Here is a 21033-nt window from a genome sequence, read left to right as displayed (position 1 = left end):
TTATTAGAACACCGCTTCCTTAAACATCGATAGCTTCTCCAGGGATGCCTGCTCTACGCCGGCGTGAAGACTATTCCCATGCGAATCCATAGTGACTATAGCTGCAAAGCCTTCCACCTCGAGATGCCACATCGCTTCCGGGATGCCAAATTCCATAAAGTCCACGCCGTTTACTTTTTTAAAGCACTTGGCGTAGTACTGGGCTGCTCCGCCAATCGCATTCAAATAGACCGCCCCGTGCTCCTGAAGAGCTGCCAAAGTGCGCTTCCCCATACCACCCTTGCCGATCACGGCGCGAATGCCGAACTTCTTGATAATATCTCCCTGGTAGGGCTCTTCGCGAATACTTGTTGTCGGACCGGCGGCCTTGACATGCCAGCCCTCTTCATCCTTCAGCATGACCGGACCGCAATGATAAATAACCGCTCCATTCAGATCAACCGGCGCATCATGATCGATCAAGTATTTATGAAGAGCGTCCCTGCCGGTATGCATCTCTCCTTGAATGATGACCACATCTCCTACCCGCAAAGCGCGTATCTGCTCCTCGGTAATCGGGGTCTGCAAATAAATCTCGCGGGTTCCCTGCGCAGTTTCACCAGAAGGAGGTGCTTGCACTTCCGCATTGTCCTCTGCTTGCCGTAACGATGCGTCATCCTCTTGGTCCATTCCGAACCCGCTTCCTTCCGGATACAACCAAGCGAGCAGCTCTCCGGTCTCCGGCGACAGCTTGATGCCTTGACGGCGGAATGCCCAGCAGTTATAGGCCACGGAGACGAAAAAGCTTGCCGGAAGCCGGTTTGCTGCGCCGATCTTGCAGCCCAGCAGGGTCACTTCGCCGCCAAAGCCCATCGTGCCAATGCCGAGCTGGTTCCCTGTCTCCATAATATATTCCTCCAGCCGGGCCAGATCCGGATGAGGGTTCACATCATCCACCATACGGAACAGCTGCTGCTTTGCCAGCTCATAGCCCGTGGTGCGGTCGCCTCCAATCCCCACCCCGATAAAACCGGCGCTGCAGCCCTGTCCCTGGGCCTGATAGATCGCATGGAGGATGCATTTGCGTACTCCGTCCAGGTCCCGTCCGGCTTTCCCCAGCCCCTCCAGCTCTGCCGGAAGGCTGTATTGAATATTTTTATTTTCACAGCCGCCCCCTTTCAGGATCAGCCGCAAATCAATATAATCCTCTTCCCATTGTTCAAAATGAAACACCGGTGTGCCAGGCCCCAGGTTATCGCCGCTGTTCTCCCCGGTTAAGGAATCTACCGAGTTCGGACGCAGCTTGCCTTCCTTCGTTGCCCGATTAATGGCCGCCTTAATATCCCGCTTCAGTTCAAGCTGATTAACCAAAACCGGTGTATGTATCAGGAATGCCGGCATCCCGGTATCCTGACAAATTGGAGATACCTGCTCCTCGGCCATGGTAATATTATCAGCAATCGTCGATAGAGCAAGTCCGGCTCTCGTTCCCCGATTTTCCTTGTTTTTGCCTTCCTGAACCGCTCTCCGCACATCTCCGGGCAGGTTGGTGGAGGTTTCTACAATTAACCGATACACACTTTCTTCATATTTACCCATATGCCAAAGATCTCCTCTCACATCTTGATTACATGCAATTTAATAATATCATGGTAACGAAATGAATGTTCAAATAATATACAAATTTCAAAGAAGTTAAAGGATGAAAAAAGCCCTCCGCCCGATTTTCATGGGACCAATCCCATTCCGGCAGAGAGCTTGTGCTGCATATATTCAAGTACGTCTCCAAACAGTCGGCTGTATGAACTGCCCCTTATCCGTTAACTATCTCTCCGCCATTGATATGCAGCACCTGACCGCTCATGTAAGAGGAATCATCGCAAGCAAGATATACATAAGCCGGAGCCAGCTCTTCAGGTTGTCCCGGACGCTGCATTGGCGTGTCCCCTCCGAACTTGGAGACCTGGTCCGCATCAAATGTCGAGGGGATCAGAGGTGTCCAGATAGGACCTGGTGCGACCGCATTTACACGGATTCCTGTCTTTCCTACAATATTCATGGATAGGGCCCGTGTGAAGCTGACAATCGCCCCCTTGGTTGAAGAGTAATCGATCAGGGACGGGTTCCCCCGATACGCTGTAACCGATGCGGTGTTGATAACGGCACTGCCCTTGCTCAGATGAGGCAATGCAGCTTTTACAAAATAGAACATGGAGAAAATATTGGTCCGGAACGTCCGCTCCAATTGGTCTGCGGTAATGTCTTCAATCCCCGGCTGGGGATGCTGTTCCGCCGCATTGTTCACCAGAATATCCAGTCCTCCAAGCTCCTCCACCGTTTGTTTGACTGCTTTAGCCGCAAAGCTCTCTTCCCCGACATCTCCTGGAATCAGAATACATTTACGCCCTTCCTGCTCGACCTCTGCTTTGGTCTTCTCGGCATCGCTATGCTCATTCAGGTATACAATGGCTACGTCAGCCCCTTCTTTGGCATAGGCAACCGCAACGGCTCTTCCGATTCCGCTGTCTCCGCCCGTAATCAGCGCAACCTTTTGGCGAAGCTTGCCGGCTGCAAGATAATTACCCTCATATTCGGGCTGAGGATTCATTTTAGATTCAATTCCGGGCTGTCTGTCTTGATGTTGAGGAGGCAACGTTTGTTTGGTCTGTCCGTTTCCTGACATCGATGTAATCTCCTTTCATCGTACAATTTTGAAATCCACCTCTTAGGATGGGCCTGCACGCAAATCTTATGCTTATCGTGCATTCCGTTTCAAAATGTACATTACCACCGCAGCCCGCAAACCAAACAACAGAACGGTTATACGCCCACTTTGAATCGGTTAAACAGCCAGGAGTCCTCTCGCTTACGACGGGACGCATATTTATAGCGAGACGAAGCAGCCATCCTTACAATCTCTCTCTCATGCTGCAATACCTCCGGGCCTGAACACTGCAGCACCAGCTGCCGGCACTTATGGATGTTCTCATCAGATAAATGCAAATGGGATAGCAGCAGCAGATCATCCTCCCAGCGATAGCTTTCCGTCTCATAGGAAAAATTAGGCCTGTAGACCGCAGTCAAGGTTGCTTCCTCCTGTATTCTGCAGCTGCCGCCGGACAACCATAACCTTATCGAAAATTCAGCCGTCTCCAGCTCCTTGCTGCTGAACCCTTCCTCAACGCCTCCCAGATCACGGAAGCACATAAGATTCACAGCCCAGCAATCCGGCGACAGCCAGCATAATTCATCGCTTCCCTCGTAAAGCAGCGGATACATGGAGAAGGAATCAAGAATCCCTCCGCAGCCCTCCAGACCCTTGCTGCTGCCCGCATGCGCCTGTATGGTTATCCGGGGAGACTGAGCTTCGACTTCTTCGTCCATAATTCTTCTGGATAACAGCTCGAGGCAATCATCCTCAAAGTACAAACTGGAGTTGCAGAATATAATAACCTGCCCTGAGGCATGGGCGGCTGCCAGATTGCGGGACGGAATCCCCGGCCGACCCTTTAATAATTTCAGAGGGCTTGGAAAATGATAATACATTAGAAAATCACAGCAGCCGTCGATCGAGCCCTCGTCTACAATAATGACTTCATAAGGGAGATGCGTCCGCGTCACCTTGAGTGATTCCATGGTCATGTATAAGCCAATTCCAGCGTTCTTCACTGTAAAAATAATTGAAATATTACAGTTCAAAGTCATACCTCTTCCCCTTTCTATCAATTCCATAATAAACCAATTAATGCTGTCAGTAAATAAAAACAAAACAATTAGTTTATTATCTTTGCCTGCTATTCTATCTATGGTAAATATAGGAGGGGAACTATGAACTACAATGCACTAGGCAAAAGACTTCGGGAAGAACGCCACAAAATGAATTGGACTCAGGAAAAACTCGCTGAAAAAGTCGAGGTTTCTGATGCCTATATCGGACAAATTGAAAGAGGAGAACGGAGCCTTTCCCTTGACACCTTGGTTAAGCTGGCTAATCAGCTTGGCGTAACGGTGGACTACCTGCTCCATGATTCTATCGCCATCAGTGACGACCAATTCATGAACCAGATCCGTCAGATTATGCTCGACCGGACCCCAAAGGAAAAACAGCTGGCCCTGGATATTCTGAAGATGATGTTTGCACACCTGGACGAAATGAATACGAACCCATCTGAATAACAAAGAGGCTGAACTTACGTCAAATGATTGACGCTTCGTTCAGCCTCTTTCCTGTTTCTGGTGTCGCTTTGTGATTCGTTAACTTAAACTTAAATGGCGCGGTAAACCATAAAGAAAGCGATCAGCAGCACGCATACGCACAACAGACTACTGAATACACGCAGCTTGCCGGCGACTTCCTGGAATCCTTTCTTCGAACGAATTCCATCAATCGCAACGCGAAGCGGCTTGCCCATCATTCCGCTAAGGGCCCCGATCGCCAGGAAGAGGACGATCACAATAACCATCCAAGTTACGGAATAGTCGCGGAATGTCATCAAGTACCCGCCCGTAAGCAGCTGAAGCACCAACGCGATTTGGGCGTATGTATTCAGGGTTTTAACAGCGGATACCGTTCCTTCCTGTGCCGCCAGAGATAGCTTGCCGACCTTTCCTAACACAAGAGGCAGGAGTACGTAGAATCCGAGTGCGAGTGTGCCAAGAATATGCAAGAACATGACTGCCACAAATGCAAAGTTCATTTCATATCCACCTTTCATCGCTAATTAGATTTATTATAATCTATTATAGCTTTTTCTACCTATAAAAGAAAGAAGAAGCCTTCTCTCAAGATCCTGAAATCTTGGAGAAAGCCTCTCCTATCCCAAATCCTATTAAGCGCCTGCTTTGCTCTCGACAACAGCAATCACTGCACGTACCGAGTCAGCAGATTTATCCAATGCCGCCTTCTCCTCGGATGTGAGCTCAAGCTCGAATACCTTCTCAATTCCGGCTCCGCCAAGTGTGACCGGAACCCCAAGGAACAGACCATCATAGCCGTATTCCCCTTCAAGCAGAGCAATCACCGGCAGGATGCGCTTCTTGTCCTTCAGGATCGCTTCCGTCATCTGAACCAGCGATGCTGCAGGAGCATAATAGGCGCTGCCGTTGCCAAGCAGATTGACAATCTCGCCGCCGCCAACCCGTGTCCGCTGAACAATTTCCTCGATTCTCTCCTTGGAAATCAAGGTATCGATCGGAATGCCGCCAACACTGGAATACCGGACCAGAGGCACCATGTCATCCCCATGGCCGCCCAGCACGAAGCCTCGTACATCCTCCACCGAGACATTCAGCTCTTGGGCTATGAATGTACAGTAGCGGGCTGTATCCAGTACACCGGACTGGCCGATGACTCGGCTCTTGGGGAATCCAAGTGCCTGATAAGCGGCATAAGTCATGGCATCCACCGGGTTGCTAAGGATAATCACGATGGAATCCGGGCAATACTTCTTAACATTTTCACAAACGGAAGTTACAATTCCCGCATTGGTATGAACCAGATCATCCCGGCTCATGCCTGGCTTGCGGGCAATCCCTGCAGTAATAATCACGATGTCAGAATCCGCAGCATCCTCGTAAGAGGATGTTCCGATAATTTGACTGTCAAAGCCTTGTACCGGACTGGCCTCCAGCATATCGAGCGCCTTGCCCTTTGTCGGGTTCTCCAATTGGGGAATATCAAGCAGAACAACGTCTCCTAGTTCTCTTTGGGCCAGCATCAGGGCTGTGGTCGCTCCTGTAAATCCGGCGCCTACCACCGTAATTTTCTTCCGTTTCATGAAGACCTCCTACATATTTTTTATAACATGATCCGCAAATTCGGAGCATTTCACTTCTGTTGCGCCTTCCATCAGGCGGGCAAAATCATAGGTAACCGTCTTGTTGTTAATGGAAGTCTCCAGTCCCTTATAGATCAAGTCGGCAGCTTCCTGCCACCCCAGGTGCTCAAGCAGCATGACGCCGGACAGAATCACGGAGCCCGGATTGACTACATCCAGATCTGCATATTTCGGAGCCGTGCCATGGGTAGCCTCAAAGATCGCATGGCCGGTCACATAGTTGATATTCGCACCCGGTGCAATCCCGATTCCTCCAACCTGTGCAGCCAGCGCATCAGACAGATAATCGCCGTTCAGATTGAGCGTAGCAATGACGTCAAAATCGGTCGGACGGGTAAGCACCTGCTGGAGCGCAATATCGGCAATAGCATCCTTGATAATAATCTTGCCTGCGTCCTGTGCTTCCTTCTGAGCCTGATTCGCCGCGTCCGCTCCGGATTGTTCCTTGATACGGTCATATTCGGCCCAGGTAAATACCTTGTCGCCGAATTCCTCCTCGGCAACCTCATAACCCCAGTTCTTGAATGCACCCTCGGTGAACTTCATGATGTTTCCTTTATGCACCAAAGTCACGCTCTTGCGGTTATGCTTGATTGCATATTCCACCGCTGCACGAACGAGGCGCTTGGAGCCTTCCTCCGATACCGGCTTTATCCCGATCCCGGATGTCTCTGGGAAGCGAATCTTCTTCACGCCCATCTCATTTTGCAGGAAAGCAAGCACCTTCTTGACTTCCTCAGAGCCTTCCTTATATTCAATTCCCGCGTAGATATCCTCCGTATTTTCACGGAAAATAACCATGTCCACAAGCTCGGGACGCTTGACCGGCGACGGAACACCATCAAAGTATCGAACCGGACGCAGACATACATACAGGTCCAGCTCCTGACGGAGCGCCACGTTCAATGATCGGATTCCTCCGCCGATCGGAGTAGTCAGCGGTCCCTTGATCGCCACAATGTATTCACGGATCGCTTCGAGCGTATCATTCGGAAGCCATTCTCCGTATGTATTAAAGGCCTTCTCTCCTGCAAACACCTCATACCAGGCGATTTTTTTCTCGCCGCGGTATGCCTTCTCCACCGCTGCATCCAGCACCCGCTTCGACGCCTTCCAGATATCTCTTCCTGTTCCGTCTCCCTCAATGAAGGGGATAACCGGTTGATTCGGCACCTTCAGCTTGCCGTCCTCGATTACGATCTTCTCGCCTTCCGTCGGAAGGTCAAACTTTTCTAATTGCAGCATGTCTATGGTTTCCTCCTCATATGAATTTGGTAATACCTGAAGTTGTTCAAGAAAACAGCCTTCATTCACTTCAAATTTTATTTTATCACAATGACAACCCGGTTTCCCGGGTTGTTCTCTTCCTAGCGCAAATCAATCGGAATGTACTGCTGATTTGTCGCCCCCGTATATTCGGCTCGCGGACGGATAATGCGGTTGTCATCCAGCTGTTCAAGCACATGAGCAGTCCAGCCGGACAGGCGGCTGATTGCAAAAATCGGTGTGAACAAATCCCGTGGAATACCTAACATGGTATAGACCGATGCCGAATAAAAGTCGACATTGGGCTTCAATCCCTTTTGGGATGTGACAAGCTCCTCCACTCTCACGGAGATATCATACAGGGTAGTATCACCCTTCATCAATCCCAATTGACGGGACATCCTTTGAAGATGCTTCGCACGAGGATCACCATTCTTGTAGACCCGATGACCAAATCCCATGATCTTTTCCTTATTGGCAAGCTTCTTCTGAATATAAGGTTCTACCTGATCAAGCGTCCCGATCTCGCTCAGCATTTGCATAACCGCTTCGTTGGCTCCTCCATGCAAAGGCCCCTTCAAGGTTCCAATCGCTGAAGTAACACCGGAGTAGATATCCGACAATGTGGCGATGGTAACTCGCGCGGAGAAGGTTGAAGCATTCAGCTCATGATCGGCATGGAGAACCAGGGCCTGATCAAGCGCTTTTACCGCCACCGGGTCAGGCTCCTCACCGGATAGCATATACAGGAAATTATAAGAGAGAGAGACACCCTGCTTTGGAGCAATCGGTTCTTTTCCTTCACGAATTCTGGCGAAGGCGGCGATCAGCGTCGGCAGTTGGGCCTGCAGCTTAATAGCCTTCAATTGATTGCTTTCCCGGGAATTATCGTTAGCTTGCTCATCGTATAACGCCAGAGCAGATACGGAGGTTCGCAAGACTGCCATGGTGTTCGCCTCGGCAGGATACAGCTTCATCTGTGCCAGTACAGCGTCCGGAACCGGAGCGTACCGATTCAATTGCTCCTGCAGCTCAGAGAGCTGATCACGATTGGGAAGCTTGCCGTACCACAACAAATAAGCCGCCTCTTCATAGCTTGCTTTTTCGGCCAGATCGTCAATATTAATACCGCGGTAGGCAAGCACACCGTCATGGATCGAACTGATGGAGGAGGTTGCTGCTACAATCCCTTCCAATCCTTTGGTAGCCGTCATTTGAACATCTCTCCTTTTAGAGGATCACTGTCTTGGTAACATGTTAAATTTATCATACTGGATTTCTAAAAGCGTGGGAACACGTTACTCCCCATTCCGATCATCAAATGATTTTATCACCTAGATAAATAAATTTTGTAATCGCTTTCTCGGCGCAATGATTAATGTCACATTTCGACATAAAATTTGTTTCGGAATATATAACTTATAAAGAAAATAAAATGTGAACAGGAGCCCGTCCCCACCAACAAACGGAAGGAGATGAAATACGATGGATCACATCATGTCAAAGCGCATCCTGCGCGGCACCTGGGTTACTTTATGTATCATCCTTCTCGTTGGCGGATTTATCTGGCTGCTCCCTATCCTTTATCCGTTTCTGATTGCTTGGCTGATTGCCTATCTGATTAATCCGCTGGTCCGATGGCTGCAGATAACTCTCAGATTACCCCGTTGGCTGGCCGTTACAGGGGCGCTTTTGATTTATGCCGTAAGCGGAGGAATCGTTCTTGCAGCTGCGGTTACCCGAATGGTCGAGGAATTGCTCATCCTCGCCGAATCGCTCGATGGACATCTTATGCGGTGGAAGAGTTGGTTCGTGGATTGGACGCAGAGCGAAGGCATTCATAACATTATCAATGAGATCAACCGATTTATTGCGAACAACCCCGGATATGAGACGACAATTCATAATAATATCGATCAAACCGCTCAGTCGGTCGGATCGGCAATCACCCGGCTTCTGAATGGATTGCTGGGCGGGATCCTGCAATTGCTGACCTCGCTGCCCAGCATGGGCATTCTGCTCGTTGTTATTTTAACCGCAGCCTTCTTCATCAGTAATCAGTGGACCAGAAACATGATCTGGCTTGCAAAAGCGATTCCGGAACGGTTTCGAAAAAGCTTTCGCGAGGTATGGCTGGATCTCCAGCAAGCCCTGTCCGGTTATTTCCAGGCGCAATTGGTGCTCATATCCGTGACCGCCTTCATCGTCCTGATCGGACTGCTCCTGCTCGGCGTCAATTCCGCTTTTACTTACGCCATCCTGATCGGATTCGTCGATCTGCTCCCCTACCTGGGCGTAGGAACGATCATGCTGCCCTGGTTGCTTTACTGCTTCATGACAGGAGACACCTCCCTCGCCATCGGTCTTGCTGTGTTGTACGGAGTCATCATTATCGCAAGGCAGATCATTGAACCTAAGATTCTGGCCAGCAGCGTTGGACTGGATCCGCTGCCGACCATGATCTCCATGTTTGTCGGCTTGAAGCTGTTCGGCTTCCTCGGTCTGGTTGCAGGACCGGCAGCCCTGATCCTGCTTGGCGCGATGAGTCGTGCCGGCCTCCTGCGCGATCTTCGAAATTATATTATGGAAGGCAAGCTGCGTTAAACAGGACAACAGCGGAGATTACATTCGTTCAGGCGCTTCAAGCCCGATCAGCTTCAGGCCGTTATTCAGGGTAATACGCACGCCTTCCGTCAGAAGCAGCCTCGAATCGCGCAGCTTCCGCTCAGCATCCATGACTGGACAATGATGGTAGAACCGGTTAAAGGCTTGCGCAGTATCTACAAGGTAACGAGATAGGATTGAAGGCTCCATTTTTGCTGCAGCCGACTCTACCGATTGAGGAAACAGAGATAGCTGCTTCACCAGGGCATATTCCTCGGACTCGGGCAAGTAGAGTTCTTCGATCGAGTTGCTCTGCGAGAAAATCTCCGATACCTCTCTCCCCTTTCGAAGCAGACTGCAGATGCGTGCGTATGTGTACTGCACATACGGCCCTGTCTCGCCTTCAAAGCTAAGCGCCTGCTCCCAATTAAATACAATGTCCTTAATCCGGTTCGAGCTAAGATCATTAAAGATCACTGCCCCTACTCCGACTTGTCTTGCCACCTCATCCTTGCACTCCAGCCCCGGATTCTTTTCCTCAATAATTTCCCGTACCTTGGCAATTGTCTGCTGAAGCAGATCCTCCAGCTTCACAATATTCCCTTTACGTGTAGAAAAGCCTGTCCCCTCCAGACTGACGCGGCCAAACGGAACATGCACCAGTTGATCTGCCCACGGATAACCCATAAGCTCCACAACCTTGAACCATTGGCGGAAATGCAGGCTTTGCGAATAATCCGTTACATATACGGCTTGATGAAAATGATACGTATCCTTACGATATAAAGCCGCTGCGACATCACGCGTGTGGTAAAGCGAGCTGCCGTCTTGCTTCAGCATTAATGCCGGAGACATATTATAATCATCCAACCGGACGAGCATCGCCCCCTGATCCTCTTCCAGAAGTTCCCGCTCCTGCAGCTCGGTAATGACCCGGTCCATCTTGTCATTGTAAAAGCTCTCTCCCGTAATATGATCGAATGAGATCCCCATCAGCTCATAAATCCGGTTGAATTCAGACAGGCTGAGCTCAACGAACCACTTCCATTGCTCCAGCATCTCTGCATCTCCCTGCTCCATTCGGGCAAAGACCGCTCTCGCCTCAGCTTCCAGTTCAGGACGGCGCTCTGCTTCTTCATGGAATCTGACATACAGGCTAAGCAACTCGTCAATAGCCCCCTGCTCCAGCCTTCCCAGATCTCCCCACAGACGATAGGCGACAACAAGCTTGCCGAATTGGGTCCCCCAGTCCCCCAGATGATTAATGCCGATGCACTCATAACCCATGAATTTGAAAATGCGGACGAGCGCACCGCCAATTACTGTTGAACGCAAATGTCCAACATGAAACGGTTTTGCTACGTTAGGAGAAGAGAAGTCAACAACGATCGTCTTCCCGCTCCCCTCCTGATGGGAGCCGTATCCTTCGTCAGCCTCCAATATATCCCGCAAAATACCCGGTGTGATCACCTTGGGATCCAAGTAAATGTTCAGGTAACCCGACAACGATTCAGCATGGGCGATTCCCGATTGCGAATCCAGAGAACCATTGATTGCATTTGCCAGTTGACCGGCGATCTCCTGAGGAGCCTTGCGCAGCTTCTTGCTTAACTTGAAGCAAGGCAGCGAGAGATCCCCCTTTGAAGCATCTGAGGGAACTTCCATCAGCTTCAGTAGTTCTTCCGCCTCGATTCCTTCAAGCCAATCATGCAGTTTGTCAGCCACAGCCCTTTGCAGCTTTTTCATTCAGATTTCACCCTCTCCTAAAATAAAAAAAGCCCTCGCCTCTAAAAAGAGACGAGAGACTTAAGTTCCCGCGGTGCCACTCTAAGTACCGGACAACCGCTCCGGTCACTCTGCTGGATAACGGCCAGTGCCGGATTTACCTACTTGAGGGATTCGTTCGGTAAACCATCTCCCGGGCCCGTTTCGCTTACCCAGTCTATACCGGCTTCCACCCTCCCGGCTCGCTTGAATAGACTATAGATCAGCTACTGTCCCGTTCCTCGATATTGCTTATATAGGTTGTTCAAAAAGTCATCTTTTGATCACGAAGTAATTCAGCTAACTTTTTGAACTTAGATTATGAAAATTCACGTGTTTATATTTATAAACGATGATGATCAATAAGTCAACGACGATAAAAGGTAATCGTACCATCCTTCAGCTTCTTCCCGATCCATTTCATCAGCAGTGCGCGGCAGAGCGGACGTGTTAATGGAAATACCAGAATAAATCCGAGCACATCCGTTACAAATCCCGGAAGCAACAGCATGATCCCGCCGGCAAAGACGCACATCCCGTCAATCGCCATTTTACCGGGAACCTGACCGCCGTTAATCTGCGATTTCGCGTCGGCCATTACCTTTCTTCCTTCAAACTGCATCATCAAACCGCCAATGACCGAGGTAGCCAACGTCAGAAAGATCGTCTTCCCAAGTCCAAGTCTGTCCGCAACGAATGCGTATCCCCAAAACTCAACGACCGGAACAATAACGATCAGCAAGGCTATCCATTTCCGCATAGTTAACTCCTTTTCCAGCATCTTGCATGCATTCAAGTTTCGGCACTGAATATCGCCTTAAGGAGTATTGTACCTTGTTGATTCCCGATAATCAAAATTTACTCACTGGCCTCCGCAAATCTGGCATACCAGTCGGGAAATATCTTTTTGAATTGAACAGGCTTGAAATCCTCGCGTCTGACCACATAATGGACAGAGGTTCCTTGTACACACAATTCGTCCTGTCCATTCAGCACTTCATAGCTGTACACGGTCTTCACGCCACCGTTCTCCTTGATCCAGGTGCGAAGAAGCACCTCATCCCCATAGCGGATTCCTTTTCTGTATTCCACCTTCATCTCCTGCACCGGGGATATGTATCCGGCCTGTTCCATGTGAATATAATTCAATCCCAAGTCCTCGATCAGCTTCGTTCGCCCAGCCTCAAACCAGCCCAGATAGTGAGCATGGTATATAATTCCCATCATATCAAACTCAAAATACTTCGGTTTAATCGCAAGCTCACTAATATACATCACGCTACTCCTCTTGTTTATTATACTCCTATTATGAGTTGAACTAATGACTCCATTCTAGGGGGGACAAACGTATGGATACTTCATACTTATGTCCTATCTCACCAATGTCTCTACGTTTAACTTATTCAGAGTAAAAAAGCAACGGGATAGCCTGTTGCCAGGCTTCCCATTGCTTTGATTGTAATAGCAGCAATTATTTACGGATTTGACCGATCTTAACCAGGTTGGTCGAACCGGAACGTCCAAGCGGAATACCAGCTGTAATGACAACCAGATCTCCTTCTTTAACCAGGCCGGAATCCAATCCGCCCTTCATTGCATAATCGAACATTTCATCCGTAGAGGTTGCGATCTGGCCCTTAACCGGAGTAACACCCCAGTTCAGTGCAAGACGACGCATGGTTGATTCTTCGGTAGTAACCGCAATAATCGGCGCCTTCGGACGATACTTCGATACCATACGGGCAGTATAGCCGGTTTCCGTCGAAGAAATGATTGCCTTCGCGTTCAATTCCAGTGCCGAATTGGCTACGGATTGGCTGATCGCTTCGGTTACAGTTGTTTGTTGCGCATTGCTTTGCTTAATGAAAATCTCGCGGTATTCCAGTGCGGATTCTGCCTTCTCAGCAATACGGGACATCGTCAGAACGGATTCAACAGGGTATTTCCCTGCAGCCGTCTCGCCGGACAGCATGATCGCATCCGTTCCGTCAAAGATCGCATTAGCCACGTCACTCGCTTCAGCGCGTGTAGGACGCGGGTTGCGTTGCATCGAGTCGAGCATCTGCGTAGCCGTGATAACTGGCTTGCCGACACGGTTACATTTCTCAATCATGCGTTTTTGGGCCAACGGCACATCTTCAGCAGGAATTTCAACACCAAGGTCGCCGCGAGCAACCATAAGGCCATCGGAAACCTCCAGGATTTCATCCAGGTTGTCTACACCCTGCTGGTTCTCAATTTTGGAGATGATGTGAATTTGAGTGGCGTTGTTCTTCTCAAGAAGTTCACGAATTTCAAGTACATCGCTAGCTTTACGAACGAAGGAAGCGGCAATAAAATCGACGCCTTGCTCGATCCCAAACTTGATATCGTTAGCATCTTTCTCGGTGATGCCTGGCAGGGAAATGTTAACGCCGGGTACATTTACGCCTTTTTTACTCTTGATCGTACCGCCGTTTACGATACGGCACTTGATTTCGGTTCCTTGAATATCCAGAACAGTCAGCCCAATCAGACCGTCGTCGATCAGGATTGTCGAACCTACTTCAACATCATTCGGGAGATCCGAATAGGTAATGGAGATACGGTCTTTGTCACCAAGAATCTCTTCAGTAGTCAAAGTGATAAGTTCGTCTTGCTCAAGCTCGATCGGCTCTACTTTCAGCTTGCCTGTGCGGATTTCAGGACCTTTTGTGTCCAACAGTATGGCGATTGATTTCCCCAGCTCAGCACTCGCCTGGCGGATCGTCTTGATCCGGCCGCCATGCTCCTCATAATCTCCGTGGGAGAAGTTAAGGCGAGCGACGTTCATTCCGGCCATAATCAGCTTCTTGATGTTCTCTAACGATTCACTAGAAGGACCGATAGTACATACGATTTTTGTTTTGCGCATTTGGGTTTCCTCCGTATTAAATTTTTCTCTCTATAACATCTTTTCCAACAACTAAATTTACTACAAAAACCTACATTTGTATAGGAAGTTTCTCATATTGTAACAGTCTTTGCCGTATATTAGTCATTGCTTGCCGTTACAGTATCTATTATCGGCATTTCAGCCGTTTTTCTTTGCTCTTCAAATTCGCCGATCTTACGGAACTTCCGGTAGCGGTCCTCTACAAGCTCATCCGGATGAAGCGCAGACAGCTCCTCCAAGTGACGCAGCAGGCGCTCCTTAATAGCTGCCGCTGCTTCCTCGTAATCTCGATGAGCACCGCCCCTAGGCTCAGGCACAATTTCCTCGATCACTTCCATTTCGAGCAGATCCTGTGCTGTAATTTTCATCGCTTCGGCAGCCTGGTCAGCCTTGGATGCATCCTTCCAGAGAATAGATGCCGCGCCATTCGGAGAGATTACCGAATAAATCGCATTCTCCAGCATCAGAACCCGATTGCCGACTCCGAGAGCAAGCGCGCCGCCGCTCCCGCCTTCCCCGATGACCACACAGATTACGGGCACGCGAAGTTTAGCCATTTCCAGCAGATTGCGGGCGATCGCTTCCGACTGCCCTCTCTCCTCCGCAGTAATGCCCGGATAAGCACCTTTGGTATCGATAAACGTGATGATCGGACGTCCAAACTTGTCCGCCTGGCGCATTAATCTGAGCGCCTTGCGGAAGCCCTCAGGATGGGCGCTGCCGAAGAAGCGGGCGATATTATCCTTCGTATCCTTCCCCCGCTGTTGCCCAAGCACAGTAACCGGAACACCGTCCAATTTAGCAAGGCCTCCGACCACAGCCAGATCATCTCCGAACAGGCGGTCTCCATGGAGCTCCATATAATCCTCAAAGATCAGCCCGATCAGATCCAGGGATGTCGGGCGCTGATGGTGGCGGGCCAGATGCATTTTTTGGGAAGGGGAGATATTGCTGTAGATTTCCTCCTCCAGCTCCTTGTATCTCTCTTCCAGGCGAGCAATTTCCTCGCTGAAGTCAATTCCCTTCTCTTGACCAAACTGCTCCAGTTCCCGAATCTTCTCCCTTAATTGAGCGAGAGGCGCTTCAAAAGGCATTTCCACAGCCATTCTACACTCCTCCTTTCGGAGTATGCATTTCCAGCAGCTTGGACAAGGTTGCCCTCATCTCTTTCCGATGAACGACCATATCCAGTTGCCCGTGCTGAAGATTGAATTCTGCTGTCTGAAAATCATCCGGCAGCTTCTGGCGAATCGTCTGCTCAATGACAATCCGTCCGGCGAACCCGAATACGGCTCCCGGTTCAGCCATTATAATATCACCGAGCATAGCAAAGCTGGCCGATACCCCTCCGGTCGTCGGATCGGTAATGACCGAGATAAACAAGCCTCCCTGCTCGTCCAGCCGTGCAAGCGCGGCGCTCGTCTTCGCCATCTGCATGAGACTTAGGATACTCTCCTGCATGCGTGCGCCCCCCGAGGTCGAGAAGATGACAAGCGGCAGGCGCTTCTCTGTAGCCGTTTCGATAGCGCGGGTGATTTTCTCTCCAACCACGGAGCCCATGCTTCCGGAGAAAAAGTCAAAGCTCATCACCGCCATCACTGCCGGAAAGCCGCCAACAAGTCCTTCGCCGGTCACTACAGCTTCCCGCAGGCCCGATTTCATCTTCTGCTGCTCCAGCTTGCTGGCATAGCCAGGAAAGCTCAGCGGATCCACGGATACAAGATCCTCATCATACTCAATGAAGCTGCCTTCATCGACCGTCATCCGGATTCGCTCCATTGCATTCAGCCGCATATGATGTCCGCAGGAGGAGCAAACTTTCAGGTTCTTCTCCAGCTCTTTACTGTATTGAATGCTGCCGCAGCGGCTGCATTTGTTCATCAGACCTTCCGGGATCTCCCGCTTGGGGCGGTCTCCTTCCGCCGGCAGCGGATCGCTTCCCAATCGTTCTGAAGGAATGGTCGCGTATTTTCTTTTCTTCTGGAACAAGTCTTTAAACAACAACTCCACCTCTTCAGCATTCCATATTTCGCCACATCGCAGCAAGACAAGGAAACCGGGTCTTCATGATTTCCTTGCCTCTTATGGATGCAATATGTTATTAAGCACTTCCTGAACCTCTTCGAGTTCACCTGACGGTACAAGAATCTCAAACTGCTGTTTGGATAAATTGACAGGACGGGTTTGGACAAGAAAGCCTTCTTCGGTGAGTCTCGTCTTGATCATGTCCGCAATCTTCGCGGTAGGCGCAATGTACATTACAGTCCACATGTCCTCTTCCAAGCCCCCTACAATATTGTTGAGCCCAATAATAGAGTAATGATAACACAATTGTCAAAATTACCGCAACAAAGAGCGCATGGTGCCTGTGAGTAAGGGACTGGATTAATTTGCAAAATATGTCGCAGCGTTGTCGTCTTTATGCGCGATTCTTGCCGAAGCGGCTGCTGCCAGTCCGGCGACCAGATCATCAAGGAAGACATGGATATGTCCCTGCGTGTTATTCAGCGTACCGATCACCTTCGGCTTTACCTTGTCCAGATAGCCGAAGCTGGTCAGACCGATCATGCCGAATACGCTTGTGATGCCGAGGGCCATCGTCTCATCCACCCCGTACAGTGCTTCATCGGCATTTAGAATAGACTGCAGCGGTTCCGGCAACAGATTCTGCTCCGCCAACTCGTCCAGGGCGACGCCCGTGAACAGCGTATACTGTACCTCCCGCTTTTGCAAAACGGCCTTGACACTCTCCAGACAAGCCTCCGGCTGTAGTCCTTCATGATATGGAAGCTGCAGATCGTAGACGATATCCGCAATCTGCTCCAGGGTAATTCCGCGGCGCAGCAACCAACTCTCTGCAAGCTGATATGACATAGAAGCATCCCTCCGTTCGTGTTCCTAAGTGTATGCGGAGGGATGCCGAAATGTGCTCTGAAATTCTATCGTATGCGCACCGTATTTGGACCGAGCACGGTCTCCATCTCGCGAAACAGCTCCGGCGATGGACGGATGCGGTAGCGTTCACTTAACTCGAGCAGCTTGCCTGTCCGCTCGTAGAACAGCACGGTCGGCACAGGACCGTTGTGCTGTTCGAGCAGCGCCTTAAGCTGCTCCAGCAGGCGGGCGTTCTCCGCCGCCGCCGTGATCTTCACGAAGACGCGCTGCCCTGCAGACGTCTTCGGCTCGCCTTCGGGCGCCGCCGGTTTGTCCGCGGCGGCGCCCGAAGGCGGTGCCTGCTGCGCTGCGCCGGACGGCGGCGCAGCAGGGCTCTTGCGTGCGGGAGCTGTGCGCCCCGCACGCCCATCCGCTGCGGCGCGCCCGCCTCTGGCGAGGCCGCGCCGCAGCTCCTGCAGGCTCTGCGCGCTTAGCGGCGCCACCTCATCGGCCAGCAGCTTGAAGCCTTCGTCCTGCTGCTGGACGGTGGCGCGGAGCGCAAGCAGAGCCCCCTTGCTGATGTGGCGCGAAGAACGCCGCCACACCTCAGGGAAGAGCACGACCTCGCAGCGCTCGATCTGGTCCTCCAGCTCCATGAAGGCCATCGCCTTGCCCTGCTTGGTTGTAATCGCCTTGATCGAGACGACCATACCGGCGACCACCGTCTTCTTCTCATCCGGCGCCTCCTCCAGCTCCATCAGCTTGTCAATGCCTTCCTGCTCCAGTGCCTGCTCGTAATCATCCAGAGGATGTCCCGAGAGATACAGGCCGAGCAGCTCCCGCTCCAATTCCAGCTGTTCCGCACTCGACAAGCGCTGAACCTCCGGGTAGTCGATCTCCCAATGGGGCGTCTCCACAAAATCAAACAGCTGGATCTGCAGATCTTCACGTTCCTTCCGCCACTTTACAGCCGCCTCCACCGTCTCATCAAGCATTGCGAGCAGTTGAGCCCGGTGTCCTGGGAGCGCGTCGAACGCTCCCCCCTGAATCAACGACTCGATCACCCGCTTGTTGCAGACGCGAAGATCCACGCGGCGGCAGAAATCGAGCAAGCTGTCGAAGGGCCGTTCCTTCCGCTCCTGAAGAATGCTCTCCATCGCCTGGGTGCCGACATTCTTGATGGCAGCCAGGCCAAACCGGATCACGCCATCCAGCGGGGTGAACAGAACACTACTCTCATTTACATCCGGGGGCCAGCACGGTAATTCCCATTCTACGGCATTCGACAATATATTCAGCCACCTTGCGGTGACTTCCCATCACGGCCGTCAGCATGGAGGCCATAAAATGCACAGGATAATGCGCCTTCAGGTAAGCCGTCTGGAATGCAAGCACACCATAGGCTGCCGCATGGGCGCGTGGGAAGCCGTAATTGGCGAATCTGACAATCATGTCGTAGACCGCATGGGCATCCTCTTCGCGGTATCCCAGCTTCACGCTTCCGGCCACAAAGTGGCTGCGCTCCTGATCCAGCACCTCGCGCTTCTTCTTGGAGACGGCGCGCCGCAGCAAATCCGCTTCCCCCAGCGAGAAGCCTGCCATCTTGGAAGCAATCTGCATGATTTGCTCCTGATAAACGATGATTCCGTAAGTATCCCGCAGAATCGGTTCCAGATCAGGATGGGGATAGTCCACTGCCGTCTCCCCATGCTTGGCGGAGATGAACTTCGGAATAAATTCCATCGGTCCAGGCCGGTACAAGGCTACGACCGAGATCACATCTTCAAAGACCGTCGGCTTAAGATCCCGAAGCACCCGCCGGATTCCCGCCGATTCCATCTGGAATACGCCCGTCGTCTCGCCATGGCCGAGAATCTCATACGTCAGCGGATCATCATCCGCTACTTCGCGGAAATCCGGGGCTTGACCCGTCTGTTCGGCAATCCAGTTGCTGCAGCGCTCGATGATAGACAATGTCCTTAATCCGAGAAAATCCATCTTCAGCAAGCCGACCGACTCCAGATGCTCCATCGAGTACTGAGTCAGCGCCGTTCCTTCACTGCCCGCCTGCAGGGGAACCGCATCGGTCAACGGATCACGCGAGATTACGACGCCCGCAGCATGCGTCGAAGCATGCCGGGGCATCCCCTCCACCTTGCGGGCCATATCGAGCAGTCCCTTCACTCTTACCTGGGTCTCATACAGCTGCTTCAAATCCGAGCTGATCTCCAATGCCCGCTCGATCGTAATCCCCAGATTTCCAGGAATCAGCTTGGCAACCTTGTCCACCTCGGCAAAAGGCACATTCATCGCCCGCCCGACATCCCGGACCGCCGCACGGGCCGCCATCGTTCCAAAGGTAATAATCTGCGCGACATGCTCGGAGCCGTATTTCTCGGCGACGTAAGCGATAACCTCATCCCGGCGCTCATCGCTGAAGTCAATATCGATATCCGGCATCGTTACCCGCTCTGGATTCAGGAAGCGCTCGAACAACAGCTTGTATTTCATCGGATCTACGTCGGTTATCTTCAATACATAAGCCACCAGGCTGCCTGCGGAGGATCCCCGGCCCGGCCCGGTAGCGATTCCTCTGGAATGTGCATAAGCAATAAAATCCCATACGATAAGGAAATAATCGGAGAAGCCCATGCTGGCAATGACGCCCAGCTCGTAGCCGAGCCGCTCCTGCAATTTTCTCCTGCCGTCTTCGTTCTCCCAAATCTCCTGCCCTCGGTACCGGGATTCCAGCCCCTGGCGGCATAGCTCCGCAAGATACGTCCCTGCATCCATTCCTTCCGGTATCGGCCGAAAGGCAGGCAGGATGTGCCGGCCGAACTCCAGCTCCAGATTACACTTGTCCGCAATCACTGCGGTATTTGCAATGGCTTCGGGAACATGAGGGAAGAGTGCGGCCATTTGTTCACCGCTCTTCATATAGAGCTGCTCTGTACCGATCTGGAACCGCTCTTCATCCTCAATGTTCTTTCCCGTTCCAATGCAGATAAGCACATCCTGCATCTTGGCATCTTCCCGCTCCAAATAATGGACATCATTTGTGGCGACAAGCTGTACCCCGATCTCTGCAGCCAGTTCAATAAGCAGCGGGTTCACCTTTTTCTGCTCCGGCATACTGTGATCCTGCAATTCAAGATAGAAATCCTCGCCGAATACTTCTTTGTACCGGAGAGCGGCGCGCTTGGCCTCGCCGGGCCGTCCATGCAGCAGATGCTGCGGCACCTCGCCGCCCAGGCAAGCGCTGAGACAGACAAGTCCCTCGTGATGCCGCTCCAGCACCTCCCAGTCGATGCGCGGCTTATAATGGAATCCCTCCAGATGCCCAATGGAGCAGAGCCGCATCAGATTCCGATAACCCTCCTCATTCTTGGCCAACAAGATCAAGTGGTGAATTGGCTGATCCTTCCGGCTCCCCCGCTCTTTGCGCGAACCGGCTGTAAAGTACATCTCGCAGCCGATAATCGGCTTGATCCCGTTAGCCTTGCACAATTTATAAAATGGAATGGCTCCATACATGACACCGTGGTCGGTCAGAGCCAGCGAGCTCATGCCTAATCCCGCAGCCTTTTCCACCAGCTCTTCAAGACGGGCTGCGCCGTCAAGCAAGCTATATTCACTGTGTACATGCAGATGAACGAATGGATTGCTGTTCATGCCTTCCCAACCTTTCGCCAGACCGTAATAAGTCCCCCTCATATTGCCCAGGGAGAAACATTTGTTCCCTTTTAAATTATTCTATCATAGAATGCGGACAAGTGCCCATAGAATGGTATAGAC

General features: G+C 51.3%; 17 protein-coding genes, 1 pseudogene and 1 other annotated feature. Of the genes and pseudogenes, 2 read left to right on the top strand and 16 right to left on the bottom strand.

The genetic code is table 11. The annotated features are described in order from the left end of the window. Positions 1-3: 3 nt before the first annotated feature. From TX85_RS03385 to TX85_RS03375, 3 genes are all read right to left on the bottom strand, one after another. Positions 4-1578, bottom strand: a complete 1575-nt coding sequence (locus TX85_RS03385) for a fumarate hydratase (RefSeq protein WP_044477727.1) — start codon at positions 1576-1578, stop codon at positions 4-6. A gap of 214 nt (positions 1579-1792) precedes the next feature. Continuing rightward, positions 1793-2662, bottom strand: coding sequence for an SDR family oxidoreductase (locus TX85_RS03380; RefSeq protein ID WP_044477726.1), 870 nt, complete (start codon positions 2660-2662; stop codon positions 1793-1795). Positions 2663-2799: 137 nt separating this feature from the next. Further along, complete coding sequence (locus tag TX85_RS03375; protein WP_044477725.1) at positions 2800-3684, bottom strand: glycosyltransferase; 885 nt, start codon at positions 3682-3684, stop codon at positions 2800-2802. 123 nt (positions 3685-3807) lie between these two features. Between TX85_RS03375 and TX85_RS03370 the strand changes: the two genes are divergently transcribed. Continuing rightward, a complete protein-coding gene (locus tag TX85_RS03370) occupies positions 3808-4155 on the top strand; it encodes a helix-turn-helix domain-containing protein (RefSeq protein ID WP_044477724.1) in 348 nt (115 codons plus the stop codon). A gap of 89 nt (positions 4156-4244) precedes the next feature. On the opposite strand, the gene TX85_RS03365 is transcribed toward TX85_RS03370, so the two are convergent. The 4 genes from TX85_RS03365 to TX85_RS03350 all read right to left on the bottom strand — a co-directional run bounded on the left by TX85_RS03365 (position 4245) and on the right by TX85_RS03350 (position 8296). Next, the gene (locus TX85_RS03365) at positions 4245-4676 is read right to left on the bottom strand and encodes a hypothetical protein (RefSeq protein ID WP_044477723.1); all 432 of its coding nucleotides are present in this window, start codon (positions 4674-4676) and stop codon (positions 4245-4247) included. 132 nt (positions 4677-4808) lie between these two features. Next, complete coding sequence (mdh, locus tag TX85_RS03360; protein WP_044477722.1) at positions 4809-5756, bottom strand: malate dehydrogenase; 948 nt, start codon at positions 5754-5756, stop codon at positions 4809-4811. 9 nt (positions 5757-5765) lie between these two features. Then, on the bottom strand, positions 5766-7061 hold the full coding sequence (icd, locus tag TX85_RS03355) for an NADP-dependent isocitrate dehydrogenase (RefSeq protein ID WP_044477721.1): 1296 nt from the start codon (positions 7059-7061) through the stop codon (positions 5766-5768). A gap of 122 nt (positions 7062-7183) precedes the next feature. Further along, positions 7184-8296, bottom strand: a complete 1113-nt coding sequence (locus TX85_RS03350) for a citrate/2-methylcitrate synthase (protein WP_044477720.1) — start codon at positions 8294-8296, stop codon at positions 7184-7186. Between the two features lie 271 nt (positions 8297-8567). Between TX85_RS03350 and ytvI the strand changes: the two genes are divergently transcribed. Beyond that, positions 8568-9686: a sporulation integral membrane protein YtvI gene (gene ytvI, locus TX85_RS03345; RefSeq protein ID WP_044477719.1), complete on the top strand. Its 1119-nt coding sequence runs from the start codon at positions 8568-8570 to the stop codon at positions 9684-9686. A gap of 18 nt (positions 9687-9704) precedes the next feature. On the opposite strand, the gene argS is transcribed toward ytvI, so the two are convergent. The 9 genes and pseudogenes from argS to TX85_RS03300 form a co-directional block, all read right to left on the bottom strand. Further along, positions 9705-11432, bottom strand: a complete 1728-nt coding sequence (gene argS, locus TX85_RS03340; protein WP_044477718.1) for an arginine--tRNA ligase — start codon at positions 11430-11432, stop codon at positions 9705-9707. A gap of 44 nt (positions 11433-11476) precedes the next feature. Further along, positions 11477-11702, bottom strand: a binding site (T-box leader). A 115-nt stretch (positions 11703-11817) separates the two neighbouring features. Next, positions 11818-12210, bottom strand: coding sequence for an FxsA family protein (locus tag TX85_RS03335; RefSeq protein WP_044477717.1), 393 nt, complete (start codon positions 12208-12210; stop codon positions 11818-11820). Positions 12211-12308: 98 nt separating this feature from the next. Further along, positions 12309-12725, bottom strand: coding sequence for an acyl-CoA thioesterase (locus tag TX85_RS03330; protein ID WP_044477716.1), 417 nt, complete (start codon positions 12723-12725; stop codon positions 12309-12311). 196 nt (positions 12726-12921) lie between these two features. Beyond that, positions 12922-14343: a pyruvate kinase gene (gene pyk, locus TX85_RS03325; RefSeq protein ID WP_044477715.1), complete on the bottom strand. Its 1422-nt coding sequence runs from the start codon at positions 14341-14343 to the stop codon at positions 12922-12924. Positions 14344-14462: 119 nt separating this feature from the next. Beyond that, the gene (locus tag TX85_RS03320; protein ID WP_044477714.1) at positions 14463-15470 is read right to left on the bottom strand and encodes an acetyl-CoA carboxylase carboxyltransferase subunit alpha; all 1008 of its coding nucleotides are present in this window, start codon (positions 15468-15470) and stop codon (positions 14463-14465) included. A gap of 1 nt (position 15471) precedes the next feature. Further along, entirely contained in the window at positions 15472-16365 is an 894-nt protein-coding gene (accD, locus tag TX85_RS03315) for an acetyl-CoA carboxylase, carboxyltransferase subunit beta (RefSeq protein WP_044477713.1), read from the bottom strand. An 81-nt stretch (positions 16366-16446) separates the two neighbouring features. Beyond that, positions 16447-16635: a hypothetical protein gene (locus TX85_RS03310; protein ID WP_044477712.1), complete on the bottom strand. Its 189-nt coding sequence runs from the start codon at positions 16633-16635 to the stop codon at positions 16447-16449. A gap of 114 nt (positions 16636-16749) precedes the next feature. Further along, positions 16750-17238 carry a phosphatidylglycerophosphatase A family protein gene (locus TX85_RS03305; RefSeq protein WP_044477711.1) on the bottom strand — a complete coding sequence of 163 codons (489 nt, stop codon included), beginning with the start codon at positions 17236-17238 and terminating at the stop codon, positions 16750-16752. Between the two features lie 65 nt (positions 17239-17303). Continuing rightward, positions 17304-20910 (bottom strand): annotated as a pseudogene (locus tag TX85_RS03300) (DNA polymerase III subunit alpha). Between the last annotated feature and the right edge of the window lie 123 nt (positions 20911-21033).

The sequence above is a fragment of the Paenibacillus antibioticophila genome (assembly GCF_000455265.1).
Classification (GTDB): Bacteria; Bacillota; Bacilli; order Paenibacillales; family Paenibacillaceae; genus Fontibacillus; species Fontibacillus antibioticophila.
Note: the sequence above shows the minus strand (reverse complement) of the source record. Positions and strands in the feature narration are given on the sequence as shown.

Coding starts and splice junctions, on each gene's coding strand:
- mdh (WP_044477722.1), bottom strand. CDS start 5,756: ATGAAACGGAAGAAAATTACGGTGGTAGGCGCCGGATTTACAGGAGCG.
- TX85_RS03330 (WP_044477716.1), bottom strand. CDS start 12,725: ATGTATATTAGTGAGCTTGCGATTAAACCGAAGTATTTTGAGTTTGAT.
- TX85_RS03385 (WP_044477727.1), bottom strand. CDS start 1,578: ATGGGTAAATATGAAGAAAGTGTGTATCGGTTAATTGTAGAAACCTCC.
- TX85_RS03365 (WP_044477723.1), bottom strand. CDS start 4,676: ATGAACTTTGCATTTGTGGCAGTCATGTTCTTGCATATTCTTGGCACA.
- argS (WP_044477718.1), bottom strand. CDS start 11,432: ATGAAAAAGCTGCAAAGGGCTGTGGCTGACAAACTGCATGATTGGCTT.
- TX85_RS03320 (WP_044477714.1), bottom strand. CDS start 15,470: ATGGCTGTGGAAATGCCTTTTGAAGCGCCTCTCGCTCAATTAAGGGAG.
- TX85_RS03370 (WP_044477724.1), top strand. CDS start 3,808: ATGAACTACAATGCACTAGGCAAAAGACTTCGGGAAGAACGCCACAAA.
- pyk (WP_044477715.1), bottom strand. CDS start 14,343: ATGCGCAAAACAAAAATCGTATGTACTATCGGTCCTTCTAGTGAATCG.
- TX85_RS03375 (WP_044477725.1), bottom strand. CDS start 3,684: ATGACTTTGAACTGTAATATTTCAATTATTTTTACAGTGAAGAACGCT.
- TX85_RS03305 (WP_044477711.1), bottom strand. CDS start 17,238: ATGTCATATCAGCTTGCAGAGAGTTGGTTGCTGCGCCGCGGAATTACC.
- TX85_RS03350 (WP_044477720.1), bottom strand. CDS start 8,296: ATGACGGCTACCAAAGGATTGGAAGGGATTGTAGCAGCAACCTCCTCC.
- ytvI (WP_044477719.1), top strand. CDS start 8,568: ATGGATCACATCATGTCAAAGCGCATCCTGCGCGGCACCTGGGTTACT.
- TX85_RS03335 (WP_044477717.1), bottom strand. CDS start 12,210: ATGCGGAAATGGATAGCCTTGCTGATCGTTATTGTTCCGGTCGTTGAG.
- TX85_RS03380 (WP_044477726.1), bottom strand. CDS start 2,662: ATGTCAGGAAACGGACAGACCAAACAAACGTTGCCTCCTCAACATCAA.
- TX85_RS03310 (WP_044477712.1), bottom strand. CDS start 16,635: ATGTGGACTGTAATGTACATTGCGCCTACCGCGAAGATTGCGGACATG.
- icd (WP_044477721.1), bottom strand. CDS start 7,061: ATGCTGCAATTAGAAAAGTTTGACCTTCCGACGGAAGGCGAGAAGATC.